Here is a 16064-nt window from a genome sequence, read left to right on the forward strand (position 1 = left end):
GCGCGGCGTCGAACAGGCGCAGGTCCACCGCGCCCTGGGGTGTGGCGGGGCCGCACGCAACCGGCCGCAGCCGGCGGCGGCGCGCCGCCTCCGGGGACGGGCTCGGATCGGTCATGCCATACGGAAGACATGCAGGGCCACGCGCGCAGTGTCCTCAGGCGCGCTGAGTCTGGCCCAGTGGGACGTTTGCGACAGCCCTGTCATGCCGGCAGGGACCGCGATGTCGCTGTGGCCGGCCGCGGAACACGGTTGATCCACGCCATCAGCTCGGCCACTGTTGCCGGTTTGCACAGATGGCCGTCGATCCCGGCGGCGGCGACGCGCCGCACGGTGTCCTCGTCGCTCCAGCCGGTCAGCGCCACCAGCAGCGGCGGCACCGGCAGCACCATCGCCCGCACGTGGCGCGCCACGTCGTAGCCGCTGAGGTCGGGCATACCGAGGTCAAGGAACACCACGTGCGGCGCAAACGCGGCCACCGCCGCCACGCCCGCCAGCCCGCCGTTGACCGCCAGGGTCTCGTGGCCGAACGCCTCCAGCACGCTGCCGATCATCTCGGCGGCGTCCCGGTTATCGTCCACGACAAGCACGCGGCATCGGTTGGTCATTGGGGGCCCTCGGCTACAAACCCGCGAGGTTACCGGACTCTGTAGTGATCGTTTGTCGGTATCTTTACGACACCGCTGTCACTGTCGGCACAGTGGCCGGCCGTGTTATGTGCGCAGCCGCACGCCCAGCAGCATTTCATGGCGCACACGATTGCGCTCCCCCTTTCCAAGACAAAGCAGCACTTTAGAATCAATACAAAGAGTGGCTCCCTTCCGCTTACCTGAAAGGTTGTATCGCATGGCGCCCCAGCGTATTCTCACCGGCATTCCTGAACTCGACGCGGTCCTGCGCGGCGGCCTGCTGGAAGGCCGCATCCACCTGCTCGAAGGCCGCCCCGGCACCGGCAAGACCACCATCGGCATGCGCTTCCTGGTGGCCAGTGCGGCCGAGCACCGCCGCTGCCTGTATGTGACCCTGTCCGAGACCGTCGAGGAGTTGCGCGCCACCGCGGACAGCCACGGCTGGCCGCTGGACGGGATCGAGATGTTCGCGCCCGACCTGCTCGGCGCAGGCGACTACGGCGAGCAAACCATCCTGCTGCCCAGCAATGCCGAGCTGTCCCGGCTGATCGACGCCATCGCCGGCGAGGTCGAACGGGTCGGTGCCGAGCGGGTGGTGATCGACTCCATGGCCGAGATCCGCCTGCTGGCCCACGACAGCTCGCATTACCGGCGCCAGATCATCGCCCTGCGCGACCGCCTGACTGCGGCCGGGGCCACCGTGCTGCTGCTGGACGACCTGACGGCCGTCAACCATGAATTCGAGCTGCAAAGCGCCGTGCACGGGGCCATCACCCTGGAGCAGCGCGACCGTTCCTACGGCTCGGCGCGGCGGGTTTTGAAGGTGGTCAAGCTGCGCGGCGCCGACTACCAGAGCGGCTGGCACGACTTCGCCATCCTGCGCAGCGAGGTGCTGGTGTTCCCCAGCCTGATCGCCGAGGAGCATCACCGGCCCTACGAGGTGACCGAACTGACCAGCGGCGTGGCCGGGCTGGACGAGCTGATGGGCGGCGGGCTGCTGTCCGGCACCTCGACCATGATCATCGGCCCGGCCGGCTCGGGCAAGACCACGGTCGCGCTGCAGTATGCACTGGCGGCGGTGGAACGCGGCGGCAAGGCCGCCTACTTCGCGCTGGACGAAGCCGAGATGACCCTGCGCTCGCGCATGATCGAGCGCTTCGGCGTGGAGCACGGGACCAGCGAGCCCCACGGCCTGCTGGTAGCGCGCATCAATCCCTCGCGCATCTCGGCCGGCGCCTTCGTCTGGCGGGTGCGGCGCCGCGTGGAAGACGACCAGGTCGGCCTGGTGATCATCGACAGCATCAATTCCTACCTCGACCTGATCAAGGAGGAACGCACCCTGCTGCTGCAGATGAACGAACTGTTCTCCTACCTGGCCAACATGGGCGTCACGGTGATCATCATCGGCGCCCACTCGGCGGCGCTAGACACCACCCGCGAGCCGGACGCGCTGTCGATCATCACCGACAACGTGATCTCACTGCGCTTCCAGGAGCGCGACGGGGTGATCGAGAAGGCCATCTGCGTGCTCAAGAAGCGGCACGGCCAGCACGCGCGCGACATCCGCCATTTTGTCCTGACCGACGCCGGCTTCGAGGTGACGGGACGTACCAGCTCCCCGCCCTCGGAGCACATGACCGCGCTTGTTCCCTAGCATGCGGGTCGTCGTCTACGCACCCATGGGGCGGGACGCCCACGTGCTCGGCACTCTGATGGAAGCCCTGCAGCTGGACACCCTGGTGTGCCGCAGCGCCGCCGAATTCCAGGGCGCCCTGGATGAGCAGGCGCTGCTGGCCGTCGCCACCGAAGAGGGCCTGGCCCAATGCCTGGGCGACCGGCTGGCCGAGCAGCTGGCCCGCCAGCCGCCCTGGTCCGACCTGCCGGTGATCGCGCTGGCCGACCAGAACGCGCTGCTGCCCGGCAGCGCCACCCGCGCCCTGGCCCAGCTGGGTAACGTCACCCTGATCTCGCGCCCGCTGCGGCGCGAGGTGCTGCTGCTGGCGGTGCTGTCGGCCCAGCGCACCCGCCTGCTGCAGCTGCAGGTGCGCGACCAGATCGGCCAGCTGAATGCCTACGCCGCCGAGCTGGAGCGCCGGGTCGACGAGCGCACCCGCGCCCTGGCCACCGAGGTGCGCGAACGGCGCCAGGTGGAAGCCTCGCTGGCCGAGTCGCGCCGCCTGGAATCGCTGGGGCGCCTGACCGGCGGGGTGGCGCACGACTTCAACAACGTGCTGCAGGTGATTTCCGGCGCGACCGAGCTGATGCGGGTGCTGGACCAGGAGCAGGGTCGCCTGCGCCGCCCGCTGGACGGGGTCGCGCGCGCGGTCGAACAAGGTTCCCGCCTGACCCAGCAGCTGCTCAGCTTTGCGCGGCGCCAGCCGATGCAGATCGCCAGCGTGCAGCTGGGTGAACACCTGGCCGAGATGGCCCAGCTGCTGCGCCACTCGCTGGGCAAGCACATTGCCCTGCACCTGGCGGTGGCGGACGGCCTGTGGCCGGTGCGGACCGACCTGGCGCAGCTCGAAATGGCGCTGCTGAACCTGGTGATCAACGCGCGCGACGCCATGCCCGAGGGCGGCGCGGTAACCCTGGCTGCGCGCAACGTGGCCCTGCCGCAGGACGGCCCCGAGGAGCTGGCCGAGCTGCACGGCGACTTTGTGCTGGTGGAGCTGAACGACGAGGGCGCGGGCATGCCGGCCCAGGTGGCGGCCAAGGCCTTCGAACCCTTCTTCACCACCAAGGCTCCGGGCAAGGGCACCGGGCTCGGGCTGTCCCAGGTGTACGGCTACGCCCAGCAGAGCGGCGGCACGGCCTTCATCCGCAGCGGCAGCAGCGGCACCACGGTGACGCTCGCCCTGCCCCGCGGTACCGGCCCGGGGATGGAAGCGGCCGCGCCGCCCCCGCCCGCGCCCGACGCCGAAGCCCGCTTTGCCGGCCTGCGCGTGCTGTGCGTGGAGGACGACGACTCGGTGGCCGAGGTGGCGCACGACCTGTTCGTCTCGCTGGGGTGCTGGGTGTGCCTGGCGTGCAGCGCCGATGAAGCCATCCTGAGCGACTTCGCCGGGATCGACCTGGTCTTTTCCGACGTCCGCATGCCCGGCACGATGGACGGGATCGACCTGGCCCACTGGCTGGCGCGCACGCATCCGGCCACGCCGGTGGTGCTGGCCAGCGGTTTCATCGGCGACCCGGGGCGGCTGGACGGACTGGATGTCCAGTTCCTGCGCAAGCCCTACACCCGTCAGTCCGTCCTCAAGGCGGCGGCAGCGGCGCTCGTGCGCAGCGCCGGCTCCGGCGAGCGCCAGTAGCGCTGCCAGATGCGGTCGTGATAGGCCACCAGGCCGGGCTGCGCCAGCGCATAGTCCTGCAGCGGACCGGGGAAGGGATGCTTCATCAAGGTGTGCAGCTGGCCAAACAGGCTGGCGTCCACGGTGCTGGGCTGGTCGCCGAACAGGAAGACCTGCCCGTCCAGCAGCACTTGCAGGGACTGCAGCGCGGCGCAGCCCATCGCCACCACCTGCTCCGGCGCAAAGCGGCCCGTCCCTTGCTCCCAGGCCTGGCGCATCTTGCCGCGCCGGACCCGGGGCAGCAGGAGCGGCAGCAGCAGGGGCAGCAGCGGGCGTTGCCAGGCGGCCGCGCTGCGGCTGGCGTAGTCGGCCAGCAGGGGACGGTAGCGGTCGAACCCGGCATCGACGCACCAGCGGCCGTAGAAACTAATGAAATACAGGTGCTTTTCGATGAGGGCCTTGATGGCGTCGGCCTGGGCGCGCTGGAGCGGCGTCAGGTGCTGGTCCGTGAGGGCGCGCGGATCGTGTTCCTGCAGGTGCCGGATGATGAGCGATGAGTCCGCCAGCAGCTGGCCGTCGATGCGGGCCGCGGGCAGCTTCCCGACCGGCATCTCGCGCCGGGTGCCGGTCCGGGTGTCGTAGGGAATGCCCGACATGCGCAGCCAGGTTTCGAGCTTCACGACGAAGGAGCTGATGTCGGGCGTGTCCACGCCCGCCGGGAAACCGTACTTGTAGACGATGATCATGATCCTTCCGCTCCCAGCAGGTTGGACGTCGGGACAGCTGGGCCATATGGTACTCCACCTTTCCCGGTTTCCGAACACCCGCGGCCCGTTTGATCTCGATCATGGCCGGCGCCGGCGGCCCGAGCGCAGACTGCCCGGTGACGTCCACTGACCGAAGGGAGGCATGATGAGCACCTTGACCAAGCTGGCACTCGGGGCGATGGGCCAGCTGCGCGCCCGGCCGGCGCTGGGCGATGCCGCCAGCTTCGTCGAACTGCCCGCCCCGGACCGGCACGGCGGCCAGCCGCTCATGGAAGCCCTGGCGGCTCGCCATTCGGAGCGCGCGTTCGATGCCCGGCCGCTGCCCCTGCCCGTACTCTCCAACCTGCTCTGGGCCGCGTTCGGGGTCAACCGGCCCGATGGCGGACGGACCGCGCCCTCGGCGCTGAACGCGCAGGAAATCGACATCTACGTGGCCCTGCCCTCCGGCGCCTACCTGTACGACCCGGCCCTGCACCGGCTGGCGCTGGCCGCCGGCAAGGACATCCGGCGCGTGACTGGCTACCAGGATTTCGTGGACGACGCGCCCGCCGACCTGGTCTACGTGGCCCACCACGTGCGGCTCGACCGCGTCCCGGCCAGCCAGCGCAGCGGCTTCGCCCAGCTGGCCTGCGGCGCCATCGCCCAGAACGTCTACCTGTACGCTGCCAGTGCCGGGCTGGCCACCGTCCTGCGCGGCTGGATCGACCGCGATGCCATCGCCCGCGCGCTGGGCCTGTCGTACGATCAGCAGGTGATCCTGTCCCAGACCATCGGCTACCCGCCCGCGACCGCCCCGGCAGGCGGACAGTAACGGACCTCAGCGGCCAGCGCTGGCCGGCAATGGCCGCGCCGCCACGCCCGCGTGGGTGATGACCACCGGCGCGATGGTGCCGTCGGCATGGAAGTCCAGGCGCTCCAGTGCCAATTCGCGATGGTTGCCGTCGGTCTCACCCAGCGGACGGCGGTGGTAAGCGATGTACCAGTCGTCGGTGCCGGGGATGTTGACGAGCGAGTGGTGGCCGGCGCCGCGCGCCACCCGGCTGTCCTGCTGCAGGATGGTGCCGATGCGCTTGAAAGGACCCAGCGGAGAGGCGCCCATCGCATAGGCCACGCGGTAGCCCGGCCCGGTCCACTCCCCTTCCGACCACATGAAGTAGTACACGCCCTTGCGCTTGGCCATGAACGGACCTTCCACGTAGTCCGGGTCCGGCGTGATCTCCTTGAAGGTGGTGCCATCGGCGAAGGGCACCACGCTGAGCAGGTCGGGCGCCAGCCGCACCACGTTGGCATGCTTCCAGCCGCCGTAATACATGTAGACCTGCCCGTCCTCGTCCCGGAACACCATCTGGTCGATCGGCTGGGCGCCGTTGACGATCTGCCCGATCAGGGGCTTGCCAAGCGCATCCTTGAACGGCCCCTCCGGCCGGTCGCTCACCGCCACGCCGATGCCGCCCACCTGGGCATCGCTCTTGATGTCATTCGCGCCGAAGAACAGGAAGTACTTGCCCTTGTGCTCCACCGCCGAGGGCGCCCACACGGCGTATGCGGCCCAGGCGACGTTTTCCACGTCCAGCACATGCGGGTGCCGGGTCCAATGCACCAGGTCCGGCGAGGAGAACGCATCGAGGAAGGTCTGCTTGAGGTACGGCGCCCAGATCAGCTTCGACTGCGCGCGCATGTGCTGCTGCGCGGGCGTATAGCGCTCGGAGCGGTCCGGCTTCCCGGAATCGGCCGAATAGGTGGGATAGATCCAGTACTGGCCATGGAAGATGTGGATTTCCGGGTCGGCATACCAGCCGGGGACGATCGGATTGCCCGCCCGGGCCGCCAGGGCGGCGCTCGCGCAGCACGCCCACATGAAGAGGTGGATCCAGCGAGTCATTGCAGTCTCCGGGATATTGCCGAGATGCTGGAATGCTAGCACCCGCCCCTGGCTGCCTCGCCAAACCCGGGCCGACGGCCCGCGTTTTTAGTGCGCCATCGATAAACAGCCCATCGCCGCACCCTTCCACATAAATTGTTTAACAAGGTCCGGCGAGGCAGCTACCGTCCATACCAACCAGTCGGTATGGACAGAGCATGGCACCACACACAGATTCCCGAGACAGGCTGCTCGTCGCGGCCATCGACCTGATCCGGACGAAAGGCTATGAAGGCACCCGCGTGGACGACGTTTGCGCGGCGGCCGGCGTCTCCAAGGGGAGCTTCTTCCACCACTTCAAGAGCAAGGAAGCCCTGGCCCGCGCCGCCGCCCAGCGCTTCGCGGAGTTGGCTGGCGCCCTGTTTGCCGGCGCGGCCTTCCACCGCGAGGCGACGCCGCGCGCGCGCCTGATCGGCTACATCGATTTCCGCATCCAGATGATCGCCGGCGAACTCGCGGCCTTCACCTGCCTGCACGGCATGCTGTCGCAGGAGACCTTTGCCACCCACCCCGGTCTCGCCGAGGCCAGTGGGACGCATATCCGCGCGCACGCCGCCACGCTGGTGCCCGATATCCGCGCGGCCCGCGCCGAACATGCACCGCACGCCGACTGGTCCGCCGAGAGCCTGGCCCTGCACATCCAGGCCGTCATCCAGGGCAGCTTCGTGCTGGCCAAGTCGCAGCACGATCCGGAGGTGGCGGCCGAGAGCCTGCGCCACCTGCGCCGCTATCTCGTCCACCTGTTCGGAGGCGACACATGAAACGCAGGAGCTTTCTCGCCAGCGCGGCTACCGCGCCGCTGACTCTTCTCACCCTCTCGACCACCCAAGGAGCCGTCATGAGCACCAGCACAAGCAGCAGCACTCCGCAGCGCAGCGCGGTCACCGTCAACGGCATGGCCATCCACGTCGAACAGCAGGGCAGCGGCAAGCCGCTGGTGCTGCTGCACGGCGGGATCATTCCGGACTGCTTTGGCCCCAACGTCGCCGCGCTGGCGGCCGGGCGGCACATCATTGCGCCCCATCTGCAGGCGCATGGGCACACGCCGGACGTGGACCGGCCGCTACGCGCCGAAACGCTGGCGGACGACGTGGCCGCGCTGGTGCGCCAGCTGGGCTTGGGCAAGGTGGATGTGCTGGGTTATTCGTTCGGCGCGGGCGTCGCGCTGCGCCTGGCGCTCCAACATCCGGACGTGGTGGACCGGCTGGTCCTGGTCTCTGCGCCGATGAAGCGCTCCGGCTTCTTTCCGGAAGTGCGCGCCGCATTCGACAACATGGCCGCGGGCGCGGCGCAGGTCGGCGCACAGCTGGCGCAGTCGCCATTCGCGGCCACCTATCCCAAGGTGGATTGGGTCAACCTGTTCCGCAAGATGGGCGAGCTGACCAGGCGCGACTACGACCTGTCCGCGCAGGTGGCGGCCCTCAAGACGCCCACGCAGCTGATCTACGCCGATGCTGACGCGATCAGCCTGGAACACATCGCCGAGTTCTACAAGGCCCTCGGCGGCGGCCAGCGCGATGCCGGCCTGGACGGCTCGCTGCGCTCCCCCAGCCGCCTGGCCATCATCCCGGGGACGACCCACTACAGCATCCTCGGCACCACGGCAGTAGCCGACATCGCAAGGGGTTTTCTCGCCACCTGAACAAGGCGGAGGTGGGCGCTTGCGCTCCACCCGAAAAGAGTTACGGGTGGCAGGATCGCGCCATCTTCTGGCGCGGTCCCGGCTTCCGCCTGCTCCCCAAGATCAGGGCGTTGCTCCGCAGGCCAGCCGGAACCGTTGAGCCATGCGGTGGGGAGACGTTTACTCCCACTCGATCGTCGCCGGCGGCTTCCCGCTGATGTCGTAGACCACCCGGTTCAAACCGCGCACCTCGTTGATGATGCGGTTCGACACCTTGCCCAGCAGCGTATGCGGCAGGTGCGCCCAGTGCGCGGTCATGAAGTCCTGCGTCTGCACGGCGCGCAGGGCGACCACGTAGTCGTAGGTGCGGCCATCCCCCATCACGCCCACCGACTTCACCGGCAGGAACACGGCAAAGGCCTGCGAGGTCGCCTCGTACCAGTTGCGCGGCGCGGCGTCGGGGTCCGTCCCCTCCACCACCACGCCTTCGTACGGCGTGTTGCGCAGCTCTTCGATGAAGATGGCGTCGGCCTGGCGCAGCAGGTCCGCGTATTCCTTCTTCACTTCACCGAGGATGCGCACGCCCAGGCCCGGTCCCGGGAAGGGGTGGCGGTAGACCATATCGTGCGGCAGGCCGAGCGCCACGCCCAGCTTGCGCACTTCGTCCTTGAACAGCTCACGCAGCGGCTCGAGCAGCTTGAGATTCAGCGTCTCTGGCAGCCCGCCCACGTTGTGGTGGCTCTTGATGGTCTGGCCCTTCTTGCCCTTGCCCGCGGACTCGATCACGTCCGGGTAGATCGTCCCTTGAGCGAGCCAGCGCGCATTCGACAGCTTGCCCGCCTCGCGCTGGAACACTTCGACGAACTCGCGGCCGATGATCTTGCGCTTCTGCTCCGGATCGGTCACGCCGGCAAGGTGGCCCATGAACTGGTCCGAAGCGTCGATCTGCAGCACCTTCACGCCGAGGTTCTTCGCGAACATGTCCATCACCATCTTGCCCTCGTTGAGCCGCAACAGGCCATGGTCCACGAACACGCAGGTCAGCTGGTCGCCGATGGCGCGGTGGATCAGCGCCGCCGCCACGCTCGAATCAACGCCGCCGGACAAGCCGAGGATCACTTCATCGGACCCCACCTGCTGGCGGATGTTCTCGATGGCTTCCGAAATATAGTCCGGCATGTTCCAGTCCGATTTGCACCCGCAGATCTCGTGCACGAAGCGGCCCAGCAGCGCCTTGCCCTGCGACGTATGCGTCACCTCGGGGTGGAACTGCACCGCATAGAAGCGGCGTTCCTCGTCGAACATCGCGGCGATCGGGCAGCTTTCGGTGGAGCCCATCAGCTTGAAGCCCGGCGGCATCGCCAGCACCTTGTCGCCGTGGCTCATCCACACGCGCAGCATGCCGTGGCCTTCGTCGGTGACGAAGTCGCTGATCCCATTCAGGAGCGCCGAATGGCCGCGCGCGCGCACTTCCGCGTAGCCGAATTCGCGCACCTTGCCCAATTCGACCTCGCCGCCCAGCTGCGCGGCCATGGTTTGCATGCCGTAGCAGATGCCCAGCACCGGCACGCCCAGCTCGAACACGGCCTGAGGCGCGCGCGGGGCGTCGCCTTCCAGCGTGGAGCTGTGAGAACCGGACAGGATCACACCCGCCGCGCCGTAGCTGCGGATGAAGTCATCGGACACGTCGTACGGGTAGACCTCCGAAAACACGCCGGCATCGCGCACACGGCGCGCGATAAGCTGGGTGACCTGGGAGCCGAAATCGAGGATGAGGATCTTGGAGTGCATGGAGAGCGCTGAAAGTGAAAGGTAATCGGTATCGCTGGAGGCAGATGAACAACGCGGCGATCAAGTCGCCGCGTCGTTGAGAGAGACCTTATTCGGTCCGGTAGTTCGGTGCTTCCTTCGTGATCTGCACATCGTGGACGTGCGACTCGCGCATGCCCGCCGAGGTGATCTCCACGAACTCCGCCTTCTCGCGCAGTTCGTCGATCGAGGCGCAGCCGCAGTAGCCCATGGACTGGCGCACGCCGCCCACCAGCTGGTAGATGATGGCGAGGACGGAGCCCTTGTAGGCCACGCGGCCTTCGATGCCTTCGGGGACGAACTTGTCTGCCTTGGCAGCGGCGTCCTGGAAGTAGCGGTCGGCCGAGCCGTCGGCCATCGCGCCCAGGGAGCCCATGCCGCGGTAGCCCTTGTACGAGCGCCCCTGGTACAGGATCACTTCACCCGGCGCTTCCTCGGTGCCGGCGAACATGGAGCCCATCATGACGGTGTGCGCGCCCGCGGCCAGCGCCTTGGAGATGTCGCCCGAATAGCGGATGCCGCCATCGGCGATGCACGGCACGCCGGTGCCCTTGAGCGCTTCGGCCACATTGGAGATCGCGGTGATCTGCGGGACCCCGACGCCAGCCACGATGCGGGTGGTGCAAATCGAGCCCGGGCCGATGCCGACTTTCACCGCATCCGCCCCATGTTCGACCAGCGCCTTGGCCGCAGCCGCGGTGGCGATATTCCCGCCGATGACGTCCACATGCGGGTACTTGGTCTTGATCCACTTGACGCGGTCCAGGATGCCCTGCGAGTGGCCGTGAGCGGTGTCCACCACCAGCACGTCCACCCCTGCTGCCACCAACAGCTCCACGCGCTCCTCGTCGCGGGGCGAGACGCCCACCGCCGCGCCGACCAGCAGCTTGCCCTGCGCATCCTTGGACGCGTTGGGGTGCTCGTGCGACTTCTGGATGTCCTTCACGGTGATCAGGCCACGCAGTTCGAAGGCGTCGTTCACCACCAGCACGCGCTCCAGGCGGTGCTTGTTCATCAGGCGCTTGGCTTCCTCCACCTCTGCGCCTTCCTTCACGTAGACCAGCTTCTCGCGCGGAGTCATCTTGGCGCGCACCTCGGCATCCAGCTCGGTCTCGAAGCGCAGGTCGCGGTTGGTGATGATGCCCACCACGGTCTTGCCCTCCACCACCGGGAAACCGGAGATCCCGTACTGGTGCGTCAGCTCGTTCACCTCGCGGATCGTCATGGTCGGCGGGATCGTGATCGGATCGCGCAGCACGCCCGCCTCGAAACGCTTCACCCGCGCCACTTCCCGTGCCTGGTCCTTCGGCGACAAGTTCTTGTGGATGATGCCGATGCCGCCTTCCTGCGCCATGGCAATCGCCAGCCGCGCCTCGGTGACGGTGTCCATCGCAGCGGAGAGCAGCGGGATGTTCAGCGAGATATTGCGGGTCAGCTTGGTACGCAGGGAGGTGTCGGCCGGGAGGATGTTGGAGTAGGCCGGGACGAGCAGCACGTCATCGAACGTGAGTGCTTTCTGGAGGAGACGCATAGTTTTTTTCCTATAGGCGCAAAAGCGAATTATACAGAAAGTCATGGCGGCCGTCTCGGCGGTCCCATTTTTTTCGCCTGGAAGCGATTGACTTTAGCGGGGCGGCATGGCGAAATCGGGGTTCGTGAGTTTTACTGTAGAGAAATGAAAATGAGCCAGCTCCGTCACCTGCTGTGCGCCGCCCTGCTCCTCGCGGCGGCGTCCGCACACGCCCAATATGTCTGGATCGACGACAAGGGCTTGCGCCAGTATTCGGACCGGCCGCCACCGACGACGGTGCCGTTGAACAAGATCCTGAAGTCGCCGCGGCCGCTGGGACAAACCACCGCGCCCGATGTGCAGGGCAACCCGGCCGTGGAGGTTGCGGCGCCGGGTGTACTGTCGCCTGCGAAGGCGCCGCCCACTTTGGCCGACCGCGAATCCGACTTCCGCAAGCGGCAGAAGGAGCAGCAGGAAGCGCAGCAGAAGCAGGATCAGGAAGCGGCCATCAAGAAGCAGGCCTGCGAGGCTGCGCTGCGCAACCGCGGCACCCTGCAGGCAGGTGGGCGCATCAAGGAATATGACGCGAAGGGTGAGCCGCAATATCTCAGCGACGAGGAACGCGCGAAGCGGCTCGCCGAAGCCAACCGGGCGATCGCGGAGCACGGCTGCCGCTGAGCACGGCCGCGCGGCCCGGCGCGACGACAGGCTGCGGGTGCGGGCGGCGGACTACGCCCTTCAGGCTGTGGATGCGGGCGGCGTGGTCCGCCCGTCGTTGGCAGTCTTCTTCTTGGCGCGCAAGCGACGAGTTTCCTTTGGGTCCGCCACCAGCGGGCGGTAGATCTCGATGCGGTCGTGTGCGCGCAGCACCGTGTCGAGCGGCTTCTTCTTGCCGTACAGCCCGACCGGCTGCGTGGCCAGGTCGATGCCCGGAATGTCCTGCAGGATCCCGCACTGGCGAATGGCCTGCTCGATGGTGGTGCCCGCCTCCACCTCGAAGCCGCGCAGGTACTCGGCCGCCGCGGTCGCGTAGACGATCTGCACCCCGAGCCTGTTGGCCGGCTCAGCCATACACCGTCTCCGCGCGCTTGCAGAACGAATCGACCATACTGTTGGCGATCACGCCGAACACCGGGCCGATCAGCGACTCCAGCACCCGGCTGGAAAACTCATAGTGCAAGTCCAGTTCCACCTTGCACGCATCCGCGCGCAGGGCCTTGAACGTCCACGTGCCGTTGAGCACCTTGAACGGCCCGTCGACCAGCGTCATCTTCATCTGGGTCGGCCGCATGTTGTGGTTGGAGGTGGTGAAACTCTGGTTGATGCCGCGGTAGTGGATGGCCAAACAGGCGACCAGGGTGTCCGCCGTGCGTTCGAGAATCTTGACCCCGCCGCACCATGGCAGGAATTTGGGATAATCTTCGACCTTTGCGACCAGGTCAAACATCTGCTCGGCACTGTACGCGAGCAGAACGGACTTGTGCACTACTGCCATTGATGAGCCGTTTGTTATGATTTCGGTTTGAGGCCGTAGTTTAACCGACCCGGACATTTTTGCATTTCCATGAGCATCGTTGACAATAAAAAAGCCTTTCACGACTTCTTCATCGAGGACCGCTATGAAGCGGGCCTCGTATTGGAGGGCTGGGAAGTGAAAGCGATCCGCGAAGGCCGGGTCCAGATCAAAGAGGCCTACATCATCAAGAAGGGCGACGAACTGTTCCTGTTCGGCGCCCATATCAGCGTGCTGCCCACCGCCACCTCGTGGATCAAGCCGGAGGCGGTGCGCACCCGCAAGCTGCTGCTGCACCGTGGAGAGCTCGACAAGCTGATTGGCAAGGTGGACCGCTCCGGCTACACCATTGTGCCTCTCAACCTGCACTACAAGGGCGGCCGCGTGAAGTGCGAGATCGGCCTCGCCAAGGGCAAGAAGCAGCACGACAAGCGCGCCACCGACAAGGAACGCGACGCCAAGCGCGAAGTGGCCAACGCCATGAAGCAGAACCGGCGCTGACGTGCGCCGTCGGCCCTGCCGGGCTCAGGGCCTTGGCTGGCATGACTCCAGCAGGAAGCCCAGCACCGCATCCTCATAGGGCACAGGCATCTCCACGTTCGGCAAGTGCACCGAGGGCAGCATCGCGAGGCGGGCGCCGGGGATGGCGGCGGCAATCTGCTCGCTGTGTTCGGCCAGCGTCACCGTATCGTGTGCGCCGCCGATGACGAGCGTTGGGCGGTCGATCAACGGCAGCAGGCGCCGCAGGTCCGCATCGCGCACCACGGCGAAGGCGCCTGCCAGCCCGTGTGGCGGCGTCCGCAGGATCATGCGGCGGAAGCGCTCGGTGGTCTTCGGGTCGCGTTCCAGCAGCTCGCGCGGGAACCAGTTGGCGAGGAACGCGTCCGCAAAGTCCGCCATCGGCGCGCCACCATTCAGGGCGGCGATCTTCTCGTCGATGACCGCGGCCGGGCCCAGATGCGGCGCTGTATTGCTCAGCACTAGCCTCAGCACCCGCCCCGGCGCATGCACGCCTAGCCACTGCCCCACATAGCCGCCCAGCGACAGTCCCAGGAAGTGCGCCTGCGGGATCCCCAGTCCGTCCATCAGCTCCAGCACATCCCGGCCCAGCCGGTCCAGCGAATAGGCACCGTTCGGCGCAGAGGAATCGCCATGCCCGCGCATGTCATAGCGCAGCACGCGGAAGTGCCGCGCGAAGCTCCCGATCTGGCCGTCCCACATGCTGTGGTCGGTGGCGATGGAGTTGGACAGGATGAGGACCGGCTGGTCCGCCGCGCCATCGAAGCGGAAAGCAATGGTGGCGCCGTCGTCGGCGGTGAAGTTGTCGAGTGCAGCCATGTTGATCTCCTTGAGTGAATGATGCGATGGAGCCATGGTGGACCTGCCTGACTGCGAAAGAAATTACAATGTTTTGCAAAACATTGTCAGGAACGTGAACATGCACGACTTCACCCTGCAGGAGCTCCAGTGCTTCGATGCCGTCATTCGCGCGGGAGGATTCCAGGCCGCCGCCGAAGTGCTGCACCGGTCGCACCCCGCCGTCTTCGCCGCAGTGGCCAAGCTGGAACGCCAGCTCGGTGTCGTCCTGCTGGACCGCAGCGGCTACCGCGTGCGTCCGACCGAGGCGGGCCGCTCCTTCCACCGCAAGGCGATCGCGGTGCTGGACGAGCTGCAAGGCCTGCGCCGCCACGCCAGCCAGCTGGCCATGGGCGAAGAGAGCGAGCTGCGGGTCATCGTCGGGGACTACGCACCGATACCGCCCGTGCTGGCGATGCTGAGCCGCTTCTTCGCCCGGCACCCGCACACCCGTTTGTACCTGGACGTGGAAGCGGTCGGCGGCCCCGGCGAGCGCCTGCTCGATGGCGATGCGGACCTGATCCTGCACGGCGCGGACAAGCGCGACCCGCGCATCGAGTGGCTGGACCTGGGCAAGGTCGCCTTCGTGCCGGTGGCAGCACCGCGCTACCTGCCTCCCGCTCTCGCCCGCAGCCCGCGCACCGAGGACTTGCGCGCCCTGACCCAGGCCGTGATCCGCGACACCGCCCTGCATTCCGAGCGGCGCGACCACTTCATGCTGGCCGGTGCGCCCCAGTGCACGGTGCCGGACCAGGCGATGAAGAAGGAGCTGATCCTCCAAGGCCTGGCGTGGGGGCACCTGCCCCGCTTCCTGATCGAGAATGAGCTCCGCAGCGGCAAGCTGGTGTCGCTGGCGGGCCGCCACCTGCCCGGCAGCGTGGAAGACCTGGTCGCCGCGCGCCGCGCCGACCGGCCGCATGGCCCCGTCGCACAGAAGCTGTGGGACCATATCCGCGCCCACGGCCCGCTGGCCTCCGCAGCACGCAAACGCAATGCTGTGGCATGATCGTGGGCAGATAACCCAGGAGACAAGCATGCAGATTTACTGGATCAAGGCGCAGGCGCCATTGCGCACGCTGGCCGTGGCCAAGCACCTCGGCATCGACGCGGAATTCATTCACGCCAACTTCGCGCACCTGAAATCCGGCGACTATGCACGGCTGAACCCCAACCTGAATGCGCCCACGCTGGTGGATGGCGAGACCGTGCTGTGGGAATCCTCGGCCATCAACGCTTACCTGTGCATCAAGGCCGGTTCGGACATGTGGCCCGCCCACGATCCGCTGGAACAAGTGCAGGTCCTGCGCTGGCTCGCGTGGAACGACCAGCAGTGGCAGCGCGCCGTGAACCCCTACTACTTCGAGCACGTCGTCAAGAAGACCTTCGACATCGGCCCGCCGGATCCGGCGGAACTGGCGTTGGGCTTACCCGAACTGGAAAAGCGCGCGCCCGTGCTGGACGCGCATTTGCAGGATCGCGAGTTCGTCGCGTGCGGCCGCCTGACCATCGCCGACTTCCAGCTCGGCTCCATGGCGCGCTACTGGCGCGAGGCAGACATGCCGCTGGAGCGCTGGCCGCATATCGTGCGCTGGCTGGACCGGCTGATGGAGATCCCGGCCTGGGCGAACCCGTGGCCGGAGGAATGAGGCGAGAA

17 protein-coding genes are annotated in these 16064 nt (G+C 67.3%); 9 read left to right on the forward strand and 8 right to left on the reverse strand.

Annotation, left to right across the window (positions count from 1 at the left end; genetic code table 11):
- Nucleotides 1-200: 200 nt before the first annotated feature.
- Nucleotides 201-605: a response regulator gene (locus E4L96_RS12640; RefSeq protein ID WP_135207585.1), complete on the reverse strand. Its 405-nt coding sequence runs from the start codon at nucleotides 603-605 to the stop codon at nucleotides 201-203.
- A 238-nt stretch (nucleotides 606-843) separates the two neighbouring features.
- Here E4L96_RS12640 and E4L96_RS12645 point away from each other — a divergent pair, with 238 nt between their 5' ends.
- On the forward strand, nucleotides 844-2280 hold the full coding sequence (locus E4L96_RS12645) for an ATPase domain-containing protein (RefSeq protein WP_135207586.1): 1437 nt from the start codon (nucleotides 844-846) through the stop codon (nucleotides 2278-2280).
- A 1-nt stretch (nucleotide 2281) separates the two neighbouring features.
- Nucleotides 2282-3934, forward strand: a complete 1653-nt coding sequence (locus E4L96_RS12650; protein ID WP_135207587.1) for a response regulator — start codon at nucleotides 2282-2284, stop codon at nucleotides 3932-3934.
- Here the strand turns inward: E4L96_RS12650 and E4L96_RS12655 are convergent.
- The gene (locus E4L96_RS12655; RefSeq protein WP_229414444.1) at nucleotides 3868-4659 is read right to left on the reverse strand and encodes a glutathione S-transferase family protein; all 792 of its coding nucleotides are present in this window, start codon (nucleotides 4657-4659) and stop codon (nucleotides 3868-3870) included. The genes E4L96_RS12650 and E4L96_RS12655 overlap by 67 nt on opposite strands.
- A 163-nt stretch (nucleotides 4660-4822) precedes the next feature.
- On the opposite strand from E4L96_RS12655, the gene E4L96_RS12660 reads away from it, so the two are divergent.
- A complete protein-coding gene (locus E4L96_RS12660) occupies nucleotides 4823-5491 on the forward strand; it encodes a nitroreductase family protein (RefSeq protein ID WP_307721641.1) in 669 nt (222 codons plus the stop codon).
- A gap of 6 nt (nucleotides 5492-5497) precedes the next feature.
- Here E4L96_RS12660 and E4L96_RS12665 read toward each other — a convergent pair whose 3' ends face one another.
- On the reverse strand, nucleotides 5498-6562 hold the full coding sequence (locus tag E4L96_RS12665) for a glycoside hydrolase family 43 protein (RefSeq protein ID WP_135207588.1): 1065 nt from the start codon (nucleotides 6560-6562) through the stop codon (nucleotides 5498-5500).
- Nucleotides 6563-6759: 197 nt separating this feature from the next.
- On the opposite strand from E4L96_RS12665, the gene E4L96_RS12670 reads away from it, so the two are divergent.
- Both E4L96_RS12670 and E4L96_RS12675 read left to right on the forward strand, forming a co-directional pair.
- Nucleotides 6760-7362, forward strand: coding sequence for a TetR/AcrR family transcriptional regulator (locus E4L96_RS12670; RefSeq protein WP_135207589.1), 603 nt, complete (start codon nucleotides 6760-6762; stop codon nucleotides 7360-7362).
- A 77-nt stretch (nucleotides 7363-7439) separates the two neighbouring features.
- A complete protein-coding gene (locus tag E4L96_RS12675) occupies nucleotides 7440-8243 on the forward strand; it encodes an alpha/beta fold hydrolase (protein ID WP_135207590.1) in 804 nt (267 codons plus the stop codon).
- Nucleotides 8244-8402: 159 nt separating this feature from the next.
- Here the strand turns inward: E4L96_RS12675 and guaA are convergent, their stop codons facing one another.
- Both guaA and guaB read right to left on the reverse strand, forming a co-directional pair.
- Nucleotides 8403-10013: a glutamine-hydrolyzing GMP synthase gene (gene guaA / locus E4L96_RS12680; RefSeq protein WP_135207591.1), complete on the reverse strand. Its 1611-nt coding sequence runs from the start codon at nucleotides 10011-10013 to the stop codon at nucleotides 8403-8405.
- Between the two features lie 88 nt (nucleotides 10014-10101).
- A complete protein-coding gene (gene guaB / locus E4L96_RS12685; RefSeq protein WP_135207592.1) occupies nucleotides 10102-11562 on the reverse strand; it encodes an IMP dehydrogenase in 1461 nt (486 codons plus the stop codon).
- Nucleotides 11563-11712: 150 nt separating this feature from the next.
- Here guaB and E4L96_RS12690 point away from each other — a divergent pair, with 150 nt between their 5' ends.
- Nucleotides 11713-12219 carry a DUF4124 domain-containing protein gene (locus tag E4L96_RS12690; RefSeq protein ID WP_167758681.1) on the forward strand — a complete coding sequence of 169 codons (507 nt, stop codon included), beginning with the start codon at nucleotides 11713-11715 and terminating at the stop codon, nucleotides 12217-12219.
- A 60-nt stretch (nucleotides 12220-12279) separates the two neighbouring features.
- On the opposite strand, the gene E4L96_RS12695 is transcribed toward E4L96_RS12690, so the two are convergent.
- Together E4L96_RS12695 and E4L96_RS12700 are read right to left on the reverse strand one after the other, a co-directional pair.
- A complete protein-coding gene (locus tag E4L96_RS12695; RefSeq protein ID WP_135207594.1) occupies nucleotides 12280-12612 on the reverse strand; it encodes an RnfH family protein in 333 nt (110 codons plus the stop codon).
- Complete coding sequence (locus tag E4L96_RS12700; protein WP_135207595.1) at nucleotides 12605-13036, reverse strand: type II toxin-antitoxin system RatA family toxin; 432 nt, start codon at nucleotides 13034-13036, stop codon at nucleotides 12605-12607. The genes E4L96_RS12695 and E4L96_RS12700 overlap by 8 nt, the downstream gene beginning before the upstream one ends.
- 69 nt (nucleotides 13037-13105) lie before the next feature.
- Here E4L96_RS12700 and smpB point away from each other — a divergent pair, with 69 nt between their 5' ends.
- Nucleotides 13106-13555 carry an SsrA-binding protein SmpB gene (smpB, locus tag E4L96_RS12705; RefSeq protein ID WP_135207596.1) on the forward strand — a complete coding sequence of 150 codons (450 nt, stop codon included), beginning with the start codon at nucleotides 13106-13108 and terminating at the stop codon, nucleotides 13553-13555.
- A gap of 24 nt (nucleotides 13556-13579) precedes the next feature.
- On the opposite strand, the gene E4L96_RS12710 is transcribed toward smpB, so the two are convergent.
- Nucleotides 13580-14392, reverse strand: coding sequence for an alpha/beta fold hydrolase (locus E4L96_RS12710; protein WP_135207597.1), 813 nt, complete (start codon nucleotides 14390-14392; stop codon nucleotides 13580-13582).
- A 100-nt stretch (nucleotides 14393-14492) separates the two neighbouring features.
- On the opposite strand from E4L96_RS12710, the gene E4L96_RS12715 reads away from it, so the two are divergent.
- Both E4L96_RS12715 and E4L96_RS12720 read left to right on the forward strand, forming a co-directional pair.
- Nucleotides 14493-15416 (forward strand): LysR family transcriptional regulator, encoded by a 924-nt coding sequence (locus tag E4L96_RS12715; protein WP_135207598.1) that lies wholly within the window; start codon nucleotides 14493-14495, stop codon nucleotides 15414-15416.
- Between the two features lie 28 nt (nucleotides 15417-15444).
- Nucleotides 15445-16056 (forward strand): glutathione S-transferase family protein, encoded by a 612-nt coding sequence (locus tag E4L96_RS12720; protein WP_135207599.1) that lies wholly within the window; start codon nucleotides 15445-15447, stop codon nucleotides 16054-16056.
- Nucleotides 16057-16064 lie beyond the last annotated feature (8 nt).

Origin of the sequence: Zemynaea arenosa, from assembly GCF_004614185.1 — a bacterium.
Classification (GTDB): domain Bacteria; phylum Pseudomonadota; class Gammaproteobacteria; order Burkholderiales; family Burkholderiaceae_D; genus Telluria; species Telluria arenosa.

Coding starts and splice junctions, on each gene's coding strand:
- E4L96_RS12660 (WP_307721641.1), top strand. CDS start 4,823: ATGATGAGCACCTTGACCAAGCTGGCACTCGGGGCGATGGGCCAGCTG.
- E4L96_RS12645 (WP_135207586.1), top strand. CDS start 844: ATGGCGCCCCAGCGTATTCTCACCGGCATTCCTGAACTCGACGCGGTC.
- guaB (WP_135207592.1), bottom strand. CDS start 11,562: ATGCGTCTCCTCCAGAAAGCACTCACGTTCGATGACGTGCTGCTCGTC.
- smpB (WP_135207596.1), top strand. CDS start 13,106: ATGAGCATCGTTGACAATAAAAAAGCCTTTCACGACTTCTTCATCGAG.
- guaA (WP_135207591.1), bottom strand. CDS start 10,013: ATGCACTCCAAGATCCTCATCCTCGATTTCGGCTCCCAGGTCACCCAG.
- E4L96_RS12715 (WP_135207598.1), top strand. CDS start 14,493: ATGCACGACTTCACCCTGCAGGAGCTCCAGTGCTTCGATGCCGTCATT.
- E4L96_RS12720 (WP_135207599.1), top strand. CDS start 15,445: ATGCAGATTTACTGGATCAAGGCGCAGGCGCCATTGCGCACGCTGGCC.
- E4L96_RS12695 (WP_135207594.1), bottom strand. CDS start 12,612: ATGGCTGAGCCGGCCAACAGGCTCGGGGTGCAGATCGTCTACGCGACC.
- E4L96_RS12710 (WP_135207597.1), bottom strand. CDS start 14,392: ATGGCTGCACTCGACAACTTCACCGCCGACGACGGCGCCACCATTGCT.
- E4L96_RS12675 (WP_135207590.1), top strand. CDS start 7,440: ATGAGCACCAGCACAAGCAGCAGCACTCCGCAGCGCAGCGCGGTCACC.
- E4L96_RS12670 (WP_135207589.1), top strand. CDS start 6,760: ATGGCACCACACACAGATTCCCGAGACAGGCTGCTCGTCGCGGCCATC.
- E4L96_RS12665 (WP_135207588.1), bottom strand. CDS start 6,562: ATGACTCGCTGGATCCACCTCTTCATGTGGGCGTGCTGCGCGAGCGCC.
- E4L96_RS12650 (WP_135207587.1), top strand. CDS start 2,282: ATGCGGGTCGTCGTCTACGCACCCATGGGGCGGGACGCCCACGTGCTC.
- E4L96_RS12690 (WP_167758681.1), top strand. CDS start 11,713: ATGAGCCAGCTCCGTCACCTGCTGTGCGCCGCCCTGCTCCTCGCGGCG.
- E4L96_RS12655 (WP_229414444.1), bottom strand. CDS start 4,659: ATGATCATCGTCTACAAGTACGGTTTCCCGGCGGGCGTGGACACGCCC.
- E4L96_RS12700 (WP_135207595.1), bottom strand. CDS start 13,036: ATGGCAGTAGTGCACAAGTCCGTTCTGCTCGCGTACAGTGCCGAGCAG.
- E4L96_RS12640 (WP_135207585.1), bottom strand. CDS start 605: ATGACCAACCGATGCCGCGTGCTTGTCGTGGACGATAACCGGGACGCC.